The following is a 12,817-nucleotide window of genomic DNA, read 5'->3' as shown; positions in this document are numbered from 1 at the left end:
GGCTAAGGTTATTCCTATGTATAGACACATTATAACGCCGCTGTTGCTTTGTTGCCTGATTTTGCCTGCCATGGCCGACGAGGTGAAGTTACAGGACAATCACCCCGACCGTTATGTTGTCGTCAAGGGAGATACCCTATGGGGTATTTCCGGTCGCTTCCTCAAAGACCCATGGCAATGGCCCAAGGTCTGGAAGATGAATCAGGATCAGATCAAAAACCCACACTGGATCTATCCCGGTGATGTCGTGGTACTCGATACCAGCAGCGGCTCACCTGAGTTACGCCTGTTACACGAAACCATCGCCGGCGACACCATCACTCTGGAACCCGGCATACGTACCGAACAGCTAGAAGCTGCAGCCATCCCCACCATCTCGCCAAATATTATTACACCGTTTCTCAGCCAGCCTCTCATCATTGAAAGCAACGAGCTGAAAGATGCCCCCAATATCATTGCCGGACCTGAAAACCGTGTGGTACTGAGCCCAGGTGCGCGGGTATACATAGACAAGATCGCAGAGGGCGAGAGCATATTGTGGAATATCTACCGCCCTGGCAAGACCTATATAGACCCTGAAACCAAGGCCATCCTGGGCACAGAAGCCATTTATCTCGGGGATGCGCGCATTATCAAGTATGGTGAGCCCGCCAGCGGCACTATCATCAGCGCCAAAGAAGAAATCTTTGCCAATGACAAATTGGTCGCCGCGCCGGACAATCCGCAGACCAACTTTATTCCACGTGCACCTGATACTTCGGTCAAAGGCCGTATCCTGTCGATTTATGGCGGTGTCGCTGAAGCAGGAAAGAACACCATTATTGCCATCAGCCGCGGGGAAACCGATGGCCTGGAAAAAGGTCATGTGCTCGCCATCAACAGAACCGGGCGCGTCATCAAAAATCCCAAATATGACAAGAAAAACAAAGAGGCTTCTGCCGAACCAGAGAACATCAAGCTGCCAAGCGAGCGTATCGGCCTGGCCATGATATTCCGCACCTTTGACAAGGTCTCCTACGCCTTGATCATGCAGGCCGCCGAACCAATCAACGTGCTCGATATCGTGGAGACGCCATAAGCAGCACCCTAGACAAGCAGGAGGCTGCTCTCTGGATTAGCCTGAGCCAGATTCCCGGCTTAGGCAGCCAGACACTCTGCCAACTGCTCGCAGCCTTCGGTACACCAGCCAATATCTATGCTAGCCCACTGCGCCGATTACACGATGTAGTGAGCGAGAAAATCGCACAACAAATCAATGCGGGCCCCAACCTTGAAGCCTGTACCGCCACGCTGGAATGGCTGGAACAATCTGGCAATCACCTGCTGACACTCGCAGATTCAAGCTACCCTCAATCACTACTGGAAATTCCCGACCCACCTGCATTGCTCTATGCAAAGGGCAACCTTTCATTACTACAAATACCTGGCATTGCGGTAGTGGGCAGCCGCAACGCAAGCCCACAGGGTGAGAAAAACGCTGAAGAATTTTCTGCGGCCCTAAGCCAGCATGGTGTATGCATTATCAGCGGCATGGCGCTAGGTATTGATGGTGCAGCGCATCGAGGCGCACTCAGGGTCAGTGGCAAGACCATTGCAGTTGTCGGCACCGGGCTGGACATTGTCTATCCCGCCAGACATAGGGAGCTGGCTCACCAGATTGCACAACACGGTCTGATTATCTCTGAATTTCCCTTGGGGACCCCTTCAAAACCGCAGAATTTCCCGCGCAGGAACCGCATTATCAGCGGCCTCAGCCGAGGCTGTCTGGTCGTGGAAGCCAATGTCCAGAGTGGATCGCTCATCACTGCCAGGCTGGCGGCCGAACAGGGACGTGAAGTCTTTGCCATTCCTGGCTCCATTCATTCGCCTTTATCAAAGGGATGCCACCAGTTGATTAAACAAGGGGCAAAACTGGTGGACAATACACGAGATATTCTCGACGAACTGGATATTGCCAGTAGCCCCAATGCAAACCCAGGACAACACCTGCCCGAGCAGGATCCATTGCTTGAAGCCATGGGTTATGACCCCATCAGCATGGACACATTGGTGGAACGAAGCGGCTTGACGAGTGATCGGCTTTCCGCCATGCTGTTGGTGCTGGAGTTGGACAATAAAGTAACCTCTCTACCGGGAGGGCGTTTCCAGCGCATCGCCTAACTCTGTGAATTATATAAATAAAGACACGATGGCGATTCTATTAAGCAATCATAGAACTGCCTGAAGTCGAATTTATCCTTGCAGCAGGGTCACCCGGGTCATTACTGATTGGGGAATGTATGTTCGAAGTCCTTGTGTACATGTTTGAAAACTACTTTGAAGCAGATATCCATCCCGACCACGATACACTTTCGAAAGAACTCTTTGCCGCTGGTTTCGACCAGGATGATATAAACGGCGCCTTTGACTGGTTCAGTGCACTTGAAACCATGTCTGCTGAAACAGGTGAGCAAGTAACCGGTTTCGGCCTGGGGCTAAGAGTTTATAGTGAGATCGAAACCAAGAAATTAAGCAGCGAAAGCCTGAGCTTCATTATGTTCCTGGAACAGGCCAAGGTGCTGAGCCCCGCGCAGCGCGAGTTAGTAATTGATCGTGCCATGGCATTACCACAAACCGAAATCGGTATCGACGAAACACGCTGGATAGTCCTGATGGCGTTATGGAATCAGGATAAAGCCAGTGATTATCTGTTTGTTGAAGATGCGATGTTCAGCGACAACCGGCCCACGCTGCATTAGTCGGACTCTCCATGTGAAATGGCACAGCCTCCCGGCTGTGCCTATCCTGTATTAGCGTTTGTCCAAGCCCAGCTGATCCAGAATGCCGGAAATAATACCTGCTTGATTCAAGGTATAGAAATGCAAGCCTGGGGCGCCGCCTGCAAGCAACTGCTCACACAGGTCTACCATGACATCGGCACCGAATGCCCGCATGGATGCCAGGTCATCCCCATAATCTTGCAACCTCAAGCGTAGCCAACGTGGAATCTCAGCGCCGCAGACACTGGAGAATCGTGCCAGCTGTGTGAAGTTGTAGATAGGCATAACGCCCGGCACAATAGGGATGCTAATCCCCAGCTTTTCAGATTGATCCAGAAACTGGAAATAGGCATCTGCATTGTAGAAATACTGCGTGATCGCCGCATTGGCGCCAGCATCGACCTTATGCTTGAAATACTTCAGGTCGGAAGCAGGTGATGTGGATTCAGGGTGAAACTCTGGATAAGCCGCCACCTCGATCTGGAACCAGTCTCCGGTTTCCGCACGGATGAATTCCACCAGCTCGCTGGCGTAGCGGAAATCTCCCGCACTGACCTCACCTGACGGAATATCACCGCGTAGCGCTACCAGGCGCTTGATGCCTTTGGCCTGGTATTGCTTGAGCAAATGACGGATTTCTTGCTTATCTGCAGAAATACAGGAAAGGTGTGGCGCAGCCTCATAGCCTTGCTCATGGATATCCAGCACGGTGTCCATGGTACGGTCACGAGTAGACCCACCAGCCCCAAAGGTCACGGAAAAGAACTTGGGGCCAAACTCTGCCAACTGCTCACGTGCATCACGTAGCTTGGCCATGCCTTCTGCGGTTTTTGGTGGAAAAAATTCAAAACTAATCACAGGTGCCACTTTCATGGTTAGTCTTTGTCACCCAACACCAGGGCAATCAATCCCCAGGAAATCAGGCTATAGAGTATGGCACCCAAAATTCCGGCCAACAGGCCCTGTACTTCAAAGCCATTGAGCAGGTGACCAACAAAGAAGAACAGCAGGCCGTTGATCACGAGCAGGAACAGACCCAGCGTCAACACCGTCACCGGCAAGGTCAGTATCACCAGTATTGGCTTGATCAGCATATTGACCAATCCAATCACGGCAGCCGCTATCAGCGCACCACCTAGGCCGGATACATGAATGGAAGGTACCAGATAGGCCACGGCCAGCAAGGCCAGGGCGTTCAACAACCAGACAATCAGCAGCTTCATAGTTCCAACCTCCTTCAGAATGACCCGGCACTGCGCCGGGCCGGTTTACTGTCTATTAATAACGATAGTGCTCTGGCTTGAATGGGCCGTGCTTGTCCACACCAATATAAGCCGCTTGAACATCGGACAAGACTGTCAGTTGTGCATTCAACTTTCTGAGTTGCAACACTGCCACTTTTTCATCCAGATGCTTGGGTAAAGTATAAACGCCAACAGGATATTGAGCGGTATTGCTAAACAACTCAATTTGCGCAATGGTCTGGTTGGCAAAAGAGGAGCTCATCACATAGCTTGGATGGCCAGTACCACAGCCGAGGTTAACCAAACGGCCCTTGGCCAGCAGGATAATGCGCTTGCCATCCGGGAAAATCACGTGATCTACCTGGGGCTTGATTTCGTCCCACTCGTATTGCTCGATAGAGGCCACATCGATTTCGTTATCGAAGTGGCCAATATTACAGACGATGGCCTGATTTTTCATTTTCACCATATGCTCATGGGTGATCACATGATAATTACCAGTGGCCGTGACAAAGATATCGCCATGTTCAGCAGCATAATCCATGGTCACTACGCGGTAGCCTTCCATCGCAGCCTGCAACGCACAGATGGGATCGATTTCAGTCACCCACACTTGGGCAGACAGGGCACGCAAAGCCTGGGCAGAACCCTTGCCTACGTCGCCATAACCAGCCACCACGGCAATCTTGCCTGCCACCATGACATCGGTTGCACGCTTGATGCCATCCACCAAGGATTCACGACAACCATAGAGGTTATCAAACTTGGACTTGGTCACGGAGTCATTGACGTTGATCGCAGGGAAAGCCAGCTTGCCTTCCTTGTGCATCTGGTAAAGCCTGTGTACACCAGTAGTGGTCTCTTCGGTCACACCGAGGATTTTGGACAAACGGGTGGAATACCATTTGCCATCCTGTGCCAGCTTTGCCTTGATCGCTTTGAACAGGCTGACTTCTTCCTCACTGGAAGGATGATTCAGAATGGTTGCATCGCTCTCTGCGCGCGTGCCCAGATGCAGCAACAAGGTAGCATCACCACCATCATCCAGAATCATGTTGCTGTAACCGCCATCGGCCCATTCGAAAATACGGTGGGTGTAATCCCAGTATTCATCCAGGGTTTCACCTTTGACTGCAAACACAGGAATATCCTGTGCTGCAATCGCGGCAGCAGCATGGTCTTGCGTAGAGTAGATGTTGCATGACGCCCAGCGGACTTCAGCGCCCAGGTCGCGCAGCGTTTCAATCAGCACGGCTGTCTGGATTGTCATATGCAAAGATCCTGTGATGCGCGCACCGCGCAAAGGCTGGATAGCCGCATATTCTTCACGAATCGCCATCAATCCGGGCATTTCGGTCTCGGCGATCGCAATTTCCTTGCGACCCCATCCGGCCAGGCCGATATCGGCAATTACATAATCTTTGGTTTCAGCCACAATATTCATCCTTAAAAAGATTGAGTGTGGCCGGCAGGGAGAGGTACTGAGGTGGCAGTTGCGACATTTTCACCATCATCCCGTGTCCGGCACGAGTTAGTCTGGTGAACGCCGTTCTACGAAAGTCAAACTTTCGCCAACCGAGCCTGGGGATTGAGTTTCGTCCTTGCAACGTTCCTCGGTAGAACCTGCATTATAGAGGGTTTATGCCTTTTTGTAACCAGATGGCACTCTAGAGATAAGGAACACCATCCGACCATAGCTGGTTGAAATCAGGAAAATTCCAATCGGCCGGATCTTCAATTGCCACCACTTTATCCTTGCTACCCGGCTGGGAAAGATCAATTACCTCGGGCAACAGCCTTACATTAGATTTGGTGGAAAAGAACACCTTGACCTTGGGCTTAAGCAGTGAAGACTGATTTTTATCCACAACCACTGCAAGCCGCCCAGACTCCAGGCGCACCAGTGAACCGATGGGATATATCCCCAGGCTCTTCACAAAGGCCTGGAAAATCTTGGCATCCAGGTGGTCGCTGGTCCATTCCGTCATCTTGCGCAGCGCATCGGCAGGATGCCAGCCATTGCGATAAACGCGATCAGAAGTAATCGCATCATAGACATCGCAGATTGCACCCATGCGGGCATAGAGGCTGATCTTGTCTGCATTGAGCTGATGCGGATACCCTGTACCGTCTATTTTTTCATGATGATGCAGGCAGACATCCAGGACGATAGGATGAATATTCGCACTCGCAGACAGCAAGGCATGGCCAATTTCAGGATGACGTTTGATCGCCTCAAACTCATCGTCCGTCAGGCTACCGGGTTTATTGATGACCGACATCGGGATATCCATCTTGCCAATATCATGCAATAGACCGGCCATCCCACAATAGCGCACGTCTTCTTCGCTCATGTCGAGCTGCATGGCAAGTGCAATCATCAGCCCGCAAACGGCCACAGAATGCATATAGGTGTAGTCGTCCTTGTTCTTCAGCCTGGCCAGACTAATCAATGCACTGGGATTCCGCGTAACGGAAGATGATATCTCGCTCACCAATGCCATGGCCTGATTACCATCCAGCGCTTTACCCATGCGCGCTTCGTGAAACATGAATTCCACTTCACGCTTGGCCTTGGTGCAGATTCTGGCTGCCTGCTCCAGCTCTTCAGTGATCTCGACTTTGCGTGGCGCCCTGGGCACAGGAATGGTCGGCGGTGGTACAGGCCGCACCTCACGCTCTACGTCAGAGCCCTTTTTGGTATCGATCGTCACTTCGGTGACACCACTACTCAGCAGGTCATCAATTTCAGACTGGACAGTGATGCGGAAAGCACTGCGCCAGAATGGATGGTTAATCCAGGTAACATCCAGCTTGTGCAGATACATGCCGATACGTAGCTGACTGACGGGTATTTGTCTAAGCATCCCTGCACCAGCTCCGTATCGGTCGTATATTAAATGCCAGCAGCAGCGCGCAACTGCGCAGCCTTGTCAGCAGCTTCCCAGGTAAATTCTGGCTCGTCGCGACCAAAATGACCATAAGCAGCTGTCTTGGAGTAGATAGGACGCAAAAGATCCAGCATTTTGACGATGCCCTTTGGACGTAGATCAAAGTGGTCAAGTACCAATTGAGTTAATATCTCATTGGACACTTTGCCAGTGCCATAGGTTTCCACCATCACGCTGGTTGGCCGCGCCACGCCAATCGCGTAGGACACTTGCACCAGGCAACGTGAAGCCAGGCCAGCCGCCACGATATTCTTGGCCACGTAACGTCCTGCGTAAGCTGCAGAACGATCCACCTTGGAAGGATCCTTGCCGGAGAACGCACCACCACCATGAGGCGCTGCGCCACCATAGGTATCGACGATAATCTTGCGACCGGTCAATCCACAATCACCTTGTGGACCACCAATAACAAAACGACCGGTCGGATTGACCAGATACTTGATTTCACCCTTGATCAGCTCCTGCGGCAAAGCAGGCTTGATGATTTCTTCAATCACAGCTTCACGTACAGACTCCAGGGTAATATCAGGCGCATGCTGGGTGGAGATCAGTACCGTATCAATCTTGTGCGGTTTGCCATCGATGTACTGGATTGTCACCTGGCTCTTGGCATCTGGACGTAACCATGGCAAACGGCCATCTTTGCGCAGTTGAGACTGGCGCTCCATCAGGCGGTGTGAAAGCCAGATCGGCAATGGCATCAGCTGTGGCGTTTCATCGCAGGCATAGCCGAACATCAAGCCCTGGTCACCCGCCCCTTGATCCAGTGGATCATCATTGGCGTTGTCCACACCCTGGGCTATATCAGGTGACTGTTTGTCGTAAGCCACCAGCACTGCACAACTCTTGTGGTCTATGCCATAGTCGGCATTGTCGTAGCCTATGCGCTTGATGGTATCGCGTGCGACCTTGATGTAATCAACGTTCGCAGTGGTGGTGATTTCACCAGCCAGCACCACCAAACCAGTATTGGTCAAGGTTTCCGCTGCTACACGGGCAGTAGGATCTTGTTCAAGAATAGCATCTAGAATGCTGTCCGAAATCTGGTCGGCTACCTTGTCGGGATGACCTTCGGATACGGATTCGGATGTAAACAGATATTCGCTCATTAGCTCCTGCCAAATCAATCGTGTAAAAAGATTGCTAGAATAGCAAACTCATTATGTTTCAAAAAGAAGTTCATGCTAAAAGCATTTCTCCGTGTCCTGGCCGAATTACCTTTGCCCATCATTAACGGCATAGGAGTACTGGCTGGCTGGATACTATACTTTTTTTCCATCAAGATCACACGCCGCACGCGCAAGAACCTCACTACCGCAGCCATCAGTAGCAGTGCGCAGGATTACCGGCGCCTGGTCAGGCAAAGCATTATTGAGACGGGCAAAGGCTTGGTCGAGACTTTTGCCATCTGGTTCCGCCCGCAACACCGTGTATTGAAATGGGTCAGGGAATGCAGGGGCTGGGAGCATGTAGAGGCGGCCCATGCCAACCATCAAGGCATTATTTTCCTGACGCCTCATCTGGGCTGCTATGAAATCAGCGCACTTTATTATGCGGCACGCCATCCCATCACCGTGCTCTATCGGCCAGCACGCCAGCAATGGCTGGCACCCCTGATTGAAGAAGGTCGCAATCGCAGCCAGATTACACAAGCACCCACCAATCTGCGCGGTGTCCGCAGTTTGTTGAAAGCGCTGAAACAGGGGGAAGCGATTGGTATCTTGCCGGACCAGGTACCCGAATTCGGCGAAGGCACCTGGGCCAATTTCTTTGGTACGCCCGCCTATACCATGACGCTGGTCGGCAAGCTGGCTGCCACCTCCGGAGCCACCGTGCTGTTAGCTGTTGGCGAACGGCTTTCCTGGGGCCGCGGTTATGTGATTCATATTACGCCGTTATCCAAGGACCCAACGGCCGACAATATCAACCTAGCAATTGAGCAGCTGGTGAGGCAATGCCCCACCCAATATCTCTGGAGCTATCGGCGTTTCAAGCAACCCAAACCCCATGGCAAGAGTGCGGCCGAGTAGATGCGTTGTCATGCATGCCTCGCCAACACGACTATCAAGCCAGGCATCAATCCCCTAAAATAGCCTTATCACTTACAGATCGATGGCAATGAAGCTGAAATTCACCAAAATGCAGGGCATAGGCAATGACTTTATCGTCATTGATGGCTACACCCAGCCGGTTAGCCTGACTCCCGTACAAATATGCAAGCTGGCAGATCGCCATTTTGGCGTAGGCTTTGACCAGCTATTGCTGGTAGAGCCTGCCAGCACTGCCGATGCAGATTTCCGCTATCGCATCTTCAATGCCGATGGCGGCGAGGTGGAGCAATGCGGCAACGGTGCCCGCTGCTTTGTCCGCTTTGTGCATGACAAGGGGCTGACGAAGGAAAATGAAATCCGCGTCGAAACCGCTAGTGGCATCATTTTTCCCCGCCTGGAGTCCAATGGCCTGGTCAAGGTCAATATGGGCGAGCCGCGCTTCACGCCCAGTGAGATTCCATTCAGTGCCGCTCAAGAAGCGACGACTTATCAGCTGCAGACAAGTGAAACAACGTTGACCATTTCCGCAGTATCCATGGGCAACCCACACGCGGTGACACTGGTGGATGATGTTGATAGCGCACCAGTCGCTGTGTTGGGCCCATTGATTGAAGCCCACCCCCAGTTTCCGCAACGCGTCAACGCTGGATTTATGCAGGTTGTCGATTCCCATCATATCCACCTGCGGGTCTATGAACGCGGCAGCGGAGAAACGCTAGCCTGTGGGACCGGAGCCTGTGCCGCAGTGGTGAGTGGTATCCGCCGCGGATTGCTGCAATCCCCGGTCAAGGTCAGCACCCGCGGTGGTGACCTCAATATTGCCTGGGACGGTGATCATGCACCGGTGTGGATGACTGGCCCGGCAGAAACCGTCTTTGAAGGCGAAATCGATATTTAACCGGTCTTATCAACAGACCAAAAGGAATCAGCATGGACTTTACCAATCAGGATGGCGAACCCCAAGCCAGCGAATACCAGGTCACCAGTTATCTGCGTGCACACCCTCAGTTCTTCGAGCATCACGCCACATTACTCTCCGAGCTTTACCTGCCCAGCCCGCATGGTCACGGCACCGTATCACTGGCAGAACGCCAGCAACTGGCCCAGCGTGACCGTATACGCGTGCTTGACGTCAAGCTTAGTCAATTGATAAAGCATGGGGAAGAAAACGATGTCATTAGCGACAAGGTACATAGACTCAGCCTTGGACTGCTGGCAACACAAGACTTCCAGGTGATGATAAGCCTGCTGGAGCACAGTCTGCGTGAAGACTTTCAGGTCCCTCACGTGGGTCTGCGTCTGTGGGCCACCCCCAAGGAAGAAGAGCACGGCACCTTGGCCGCGTTCAGCAGCATTGATGATGAACTGAAAAACTGGACTCAAAGCCTGGTGACACCCTATTGCGGCAGCAAGCCGGGGTTGGCACTGGACAGCTGGTTTGGTGCAGGTGTTCAGCCTGCCTCGTTTGCATTGATTGCCTTGCGCAGTGAGAAGGTATTTGGCCTGCTAGCGCTGGCCAGTGACGATGAAAAGCGCTTTTTCCCGGAGATGGGCACACTGTATCTCAAGCGCATCGGCGAGTTGATCAGCGCCGCCCTATTGAAGCACATTGCCTGATGCAGTTGGCCGCGAGCCAATCCGTGGATTTTTTACAGCCCTATCTGGAACATCTGCAATTTGAACGCGGCCTGAGCCGACTCACGATAGAAAATTACCGCCGGGATATACGCATGTTGCTAGCACTGTCATCCGACCAAGCGCTAGCAACCTTGCAACCTTCACACATCCGCCGATTCATCTCCACCTTGCACAGTCGCGGACTAGGCGGCAAAAGCATCGCGCGCCACCTTTCCGCCTGGCGCGGCTTTTTCGATTACCTGGCACAGCGCCATGGTTACACGCAAAATCCTTGTCATGACATGCGTGCGCCCAAGTCACCCAAATCCCTGCCGCATGCTTTATCCATTGATCAGGCCGTGCAGCTCGTCAATATCAAAAGTGAAGACCCACTAGCACTGAGAGACCACGCCATTCTGGAGTTATTTTATTCATCTGGCTTGCGACTCGCTGAATTGGTCGGGCTCAACCTTCATGACCTGAACATGCAAGAAGGCACGGTCACCGTCACCGGCAAGGGCAATAAAACCCGCATCGTGCCTATGGGTAGCCATGCCATCACCGCCATCCAGACCTGGCTTTCCATTCGAGTGGCCAGCAACGCTGAGTCCGAGCAAGCCCTATTCCTCAACCGCCATGGTCAACGCATCAGCGGCCGCGCCATTCAATATCGCATCAAGCAATGGGCTCTCAAGCAGGGCATCAGCAGTAATGTGCACCCGCACATGTTACGTCACAGCTTTGCCACCCATGTATTGCAGTCCAGCAGCGATCTAAGGGCGGTTCAGGAAATGCTGGGGCATGCCAACATCAGTACCACACAGGTATACACACACCTCGACTTTCAGCACCTTGCAAAAGTCTACGATGCCGCCCACCCAAGAGCGCGCAAAAAATAATCCATGGTTGTTAAGAGCGGCACCTACGCACCTCTCTTTGTCCTGAAACCCTTACCTGGCCTGACTTGCAAATGATTCTCGCTACCTCATGAAAATAGCGTCTGTGGCAAAATACCTGTCCAAATTTCTGTCATCAACGTGATTAGCAAGGAGCCAGAATGGCGCATCAACTTCCACCCCTCCCTTATGCAAAAGACGCACTTGAACCCATCATTTCCGCTGAAACCATCGATTTCCACTACGGCAAGCATCACCAGACCTATGTCACCAACCTGAACAATCTGATTAAAGATACCGAATTCGAAAACGCGACTCTGGAAGAGATTGTACTTAAATCATCAGGTGGCATTTTCAACAATGCCGCACAGGTATGGAACCACACCTTCTACTGGAATGGCTTCAAGCCTAATGGCGGCGGCACACCCACCGGTGAGCTGGCCGATGCGATCAATCAAGCATTTGGATCTTTTGAAGACTTCAAGAAGCAATTCACGCAAAAAGCCATCACCACTTTCGGTGCGGGCTGGGCTTGGCTCGTTAAGAACAAGGATGGCAGCCTCAGCCTGGAAAGCACCAGCAATGCTGAAACACCACTGACCAAGGGCCAGACACCACTGCTGACCATTGATGTCTGGGAGCACGCCTACTATGTGGATTACCGCAATGCGCGTCCCAAGTATGCTGAGGAATTCTGGAATATCATCAATTGGGATTTCGTTGCCGCCAACTTCAAGGCATAACGACCACAGATCACTCCGCCATTGAGCACCGTGAATTCACACGGTAATCATTGCGCGATTGATGCACTCTCTACGGCCGGGCCTTTCATAGTCCTGGCCGTTTCTTTTTTTCATCACATGCTGCTAGAATCGCAACAATGTTGCGTAGAGTTCTTCTTGGTTATGTGCTTTCCCTGCTGTTGTTGCTCAGCCAACAAGGCGCAGTCACGCATGACATCTCGCATCTTCGCGATTACTCCCATCCTGCACAAGACCAATCCACACACGCTTCGTTTTGCGACCAATGCCTGACCTATAGCAGCCTGGATCATGCAACACCAGGGCTTACCTACAGCATGGCTGGCCTGGCAGGCTCTTTCCTCTTCATCTCCAGCCCTGCATTAGTCAATCAAAGCAATACCTTCTACGCCTATTCCTCGCGCGCACCTCCTGTGAGCTAACTCAGCGCAGCAAATTTCTGGACTGGAGCGGTGTTTCACTCATTGTTCACGAATGTTGCTCGCTGTTCACGCTGGATGACATGCCGACACCAGTCGGTGACCACACTCAAGAATGC

Annotated in this window: 14 protein-coding genes and 1 riboswitch; of the genes, 9 read left to right on the top strand and 5 right to left on the bottom strand. The window is 52.2% G+C overall.

Annotated features, from left to right (window positions below; all coding sequences use genetic code 11):
• Nucleotides 1-16: 16 nt before the first annotated feature.
• The 3 genes from LG201_RS10025 (at nucleotide 17) to LG201_RS10015 (ending at nucleotide 2,738) form a co-directional block, all read left to right on the top strand.
• Nucleotides 17-1,078, top strand: a complete 1,062-nt coding sequence (locus LG201_RS10025; RefSeq protein ID WP_226772064.1) for a LysM peptidoglycan-binding domain-containing protein — start codon at nucleotides 17-19, stop codon at nucleotides 1,076-1,078.
• Nucleotides 1,075-2,160 carry a DNA-processing protein DprA gene (gene dprA / locus LG201_RS10020; RefSeq protein WP_226772171.1) on the top strand — a complete coding sequence of 362 codons (1,086 nt, stop codon included), beginning with the start codon at nucleotides 1,075-1,077 and terminating at the stop codon, nucleotides 2,158-2,160. Before LG201_RS10025 ends, dprA begins: the two co-directional genes overlap by 4 nt.
• Before the next feature lie 119 nt (nucleotides 2,161-2,279).
• Nucleotides 2,280-2,738 (top strand): DUF494 domain-containing protein, encoded by a 459-nt coding sequence (locus tag LG201_RS10015; RefSeq protein ID WP_226772063.1) that lies wholly within the window; start codon nucleotides 2,280-2,282, stop codon nucleotides 2,736-2,738.
• A gap of 51 nt (nucleotides 2,739-2,789) precedes the next feature.
• On the opposite strand, the gene metF is transcribed toward LG201_RS10015, so the two are convergent.
• The 5 genes from metF to metK form a co-directional block, all read right to left on the bottom strand.
• Complete coding sequence (metF, locus tag LG201_RS10010) at nucleotides 2,790-3,632, bottom strand: methylenetetrahydrofolate reductase [NAD(P)H] (RefSeq protein ID WP_226772062.1); 843 nt, start codon at nucleotides 3,630-3,632, stop codon at nucleotides 2,790-2,792.
• A gap of 2 nt (nucleotides 3,633-3,634) precedes the next feature.
• Nucleotides 3,635-3,982, bottom strand: a complete 348-nt coding sequence (locus tag LG201_RS10005; protein ID WP_226772061.1) for a phage holin family protein — start codon at nucleotides 3,980-3,982, stop codon at nucleotides 3,635-3,637.
• 55 nt (nucleotides 3,983-4,037) lie between these two features.
• Nucleotides 4,038-5,447, bottom strand: a complete 1,410-nt coding sequence (gene ahcY, locus LG201_RS10000) for an adenosylhomocysteinase (protein WP_226772060.1) — start codon at nucleotides 5,445-5,447, stop codon at nucleotides 4,038-4,040.
• A gap of 90 nt (nucleotides 5,448-5,537) precedes the next feature.
• Nucleotides 5,538-5,624, bottom strand: a riboswitch (S-adenosyl-L-homocysteine riboswitch).
• A 46-nt stretch (nucleotides 5,625-5,670) separates the two neighbouring features.
• Nucleotides 5,671-6,870: an HD-GYP domain-containing protein gene (locus tag LG201_RS09995; protein ID WP_226772059.1), complete on the bottom strand. Its 1,200-nt coding sequence runs from the start codon at nucleotides 6,868-6,870 to the stop codon at nucleotides 5,671-5,673.
• A gap of 29 nt (nucleotides 6,871-6,899) precedes the next feature.
• Nucleotides 6,900-8,063, bottom strand: coding sequence for a methionine adenosyltransferase (metK, locus tag LG201_RS09990; RefSeq protein ID WP_226772058.1), 1,164 nt, complete (start codon nucleotides 8,061-8,063; stop codon nucleotides 6,900-6,902).
• 72 nt (nucleotides 8,064-8,135) lie between these two features.
• On the opposite strand from metK, the gene LG201_RS09985 reads away from it, so the two are divergent.
• The 6 genes from LG201_RS09985 to LG201_RS09960 all read left to right on the top strand — a co-directional run bounded on the left by LG201_RS09985 (nucleotide 8,136) and on the right by LG201_RS09960 (nucleotide 12,701).
• Nucleotides 8,136-8,984, top strand: coding sequence for a lysophospholipid acyltransferase family protein (locus tag LG201_RS09985; RefSeq protein ID WP_226772057.1), 849 nt, complete (start codon nucleotides 8,136-8,138; stop codon nucleotides 8,982-8,984).
• Between the two features lie 88 nt (nucleotides 8,985-9,072).
• On the top strand, nucleotides 9,073-9,903 hold the full coding sequence (dapF, locus tag LG201_RS09980) for a diaminopimelate epimerase (protein WP_226772056.1): 831 nt from the start codon (nucleotides 9,073-9,075) through the stop codon (nucleotides 9,901-9,903).
• 32 nt (nucleotides 9,904-9,935) lie between these two features.
• Nucleotides 9,936-10,622, top strand: a complete 687-nt coding sequence (locus LG201_RS09975; RefSeq protein WP_226772055.1) for a DUF484 family protein — start codon at nucleotides 9,936-9,938, stop codon at nucleotides 10,620-10,622.
• Nucleotides 10,622-11,521 carry a tyrosine recombinase XerC gene (gene xerC / locus LG201_RS09970; RefSeq protein ID WP_226772054.1) on the top strand — a complete coding sequence of 300 codons (900 nt, stop codon included), beginning with the start codon at nucleotides 10,622-10,624 and terminating at the stop codon, nucleotides 11,519-11,521. Before LG201_RS09975 ends, xerC begins: the two co-directional genes overlap by 1 nt.
• Before the next feature lie 158 nt (nucleotides 11,522-11,679).
• Complete coding sequence (locus LG201_RS09965) at nucleotides 11,680-12,261, top strand: superoxide dismutase (protein ID WP_226772053.1); 582 nt, start codon at nucleotides 11,680-11,682, stop codon at nucleotides 12,259-12,261.
• 137 nt (nucleotides 12,262-12,398) lie between these two features.
• On the top strand, nucleotides 12,399-12,701 hold the full coding sequence (locus LG201_RS09960) for a hypothetical protein (RefSeq protein WP_226772052.1): 303 nt from the start codon (nucleotides 12,399-12,401) through the stop codon (nucleotides 12,699-12,701).
• Nucleotides 12,702-12,817: the final 116 nt, after the last annotated feature.

Origin of the sequence: Methylobacillus gramineus, from assembly GCF_020532675.1 — a bacterium.
Taxonomy (GTDB): domain Bacteria; phylum Pseudomonadota; class Gammaproteobacteria; order Burkholderiales; family Methylophilaceae; genus Methylobacillus; species Methylobacillus gramineus.
Note: the sequence above shows the minus strand (reverse complement) of the source record. Positions and strands in the feature narration are given on the sequence as shown.

Bases quoted from the DNA above. Each gene is read 5' to 3' on its own strand.
- LG201_RS09965 (WP_226772053.1), top strand. From the start codon at position 11,680: ATGGCGCATCAACTTCCACCCCTCCCTTATGCAAAAGACGCACTTGAA.
- LG201_RS10025 (WP_226772064.1), top strand. From the start codon at position 17: ATGTATAGACACATTATAACGCCGCTGTTGCTTTGTTGCCTGATTTTG.
- LG201_RS09995 (WP_226772059.1), bottom strand. From the start codon at position 6,870: ATGCTTAGACAAATACCCGTCAGTCAGCTACGTATCGGCATGTATCTG.
- ahcY (WP_226772060.1), bottom strand. From the start codon at position 5,447: ATGAATATTGTGGCTGAAACCAAAGATTATGTAATTGCCGATATCGGC.
- metF (WP_226772062.1), bottom strand. From the start codon at position 3,632: ATGAAAGTGGCACCTGTGATTAGTTTTGAATTTTTTCCACCAAAAACC.
- LG201_RS09985 (WP_226772057.1), top strand. From the start codon at position 8,136: ATGCTAAAAGCATTTCTCCGTGTCCTGGCCGAATTACCTTTGCCCATC.
- LG201_RS09975 (WP_226772055.1), top strand. From the start codon at position 9,936: ATGGACTTTACCAATCAGGATGGCGAACCCCAAGCCAGCGAATACCAG.
- LG201_RS10005 (WP_226772061.1), bottom strand. From the start codon at position 3,982: ATGAAGCTGCTGATTGTCTGGTTGTTGAACGCCCTGGCCTTGCTGGCC.
- LG201_RS09960 (WP_226772052.1), top strand. From the start codon at position 12,399: ATGTTGCGTAGAGTTCTTCTTGGTTATGTGCTTTCCCTGCTGTTGTTG.
- metK (WP_226772058.1), bottom strand. From the start codon at position 8,063: ATGAGCGAATATCTGTTTACATCCGAATCCGTATCCGAAGGTCATCCC.
- dapF (WP_226772056.1), top strand. From the start codon at position 9,073: ATGAAGCTGAAATTCACCAAAATGCAGGGCATAGGCAATGACTTTATC.
- xerC (WP_226772054.1), top strand. From the start codon at position 10,622: ATGCAGTTGGCCGCGAGCCAATCCGTGGATTTTTTACAGCCCTATCTG.
- LG201_RS10015 (WP_226772063.1), top strand. From the start codon at position 2,280: ATGTTCGAAGTCCTTGTGTACATGTTTGAAAACTACTTTGAAGCAGAT.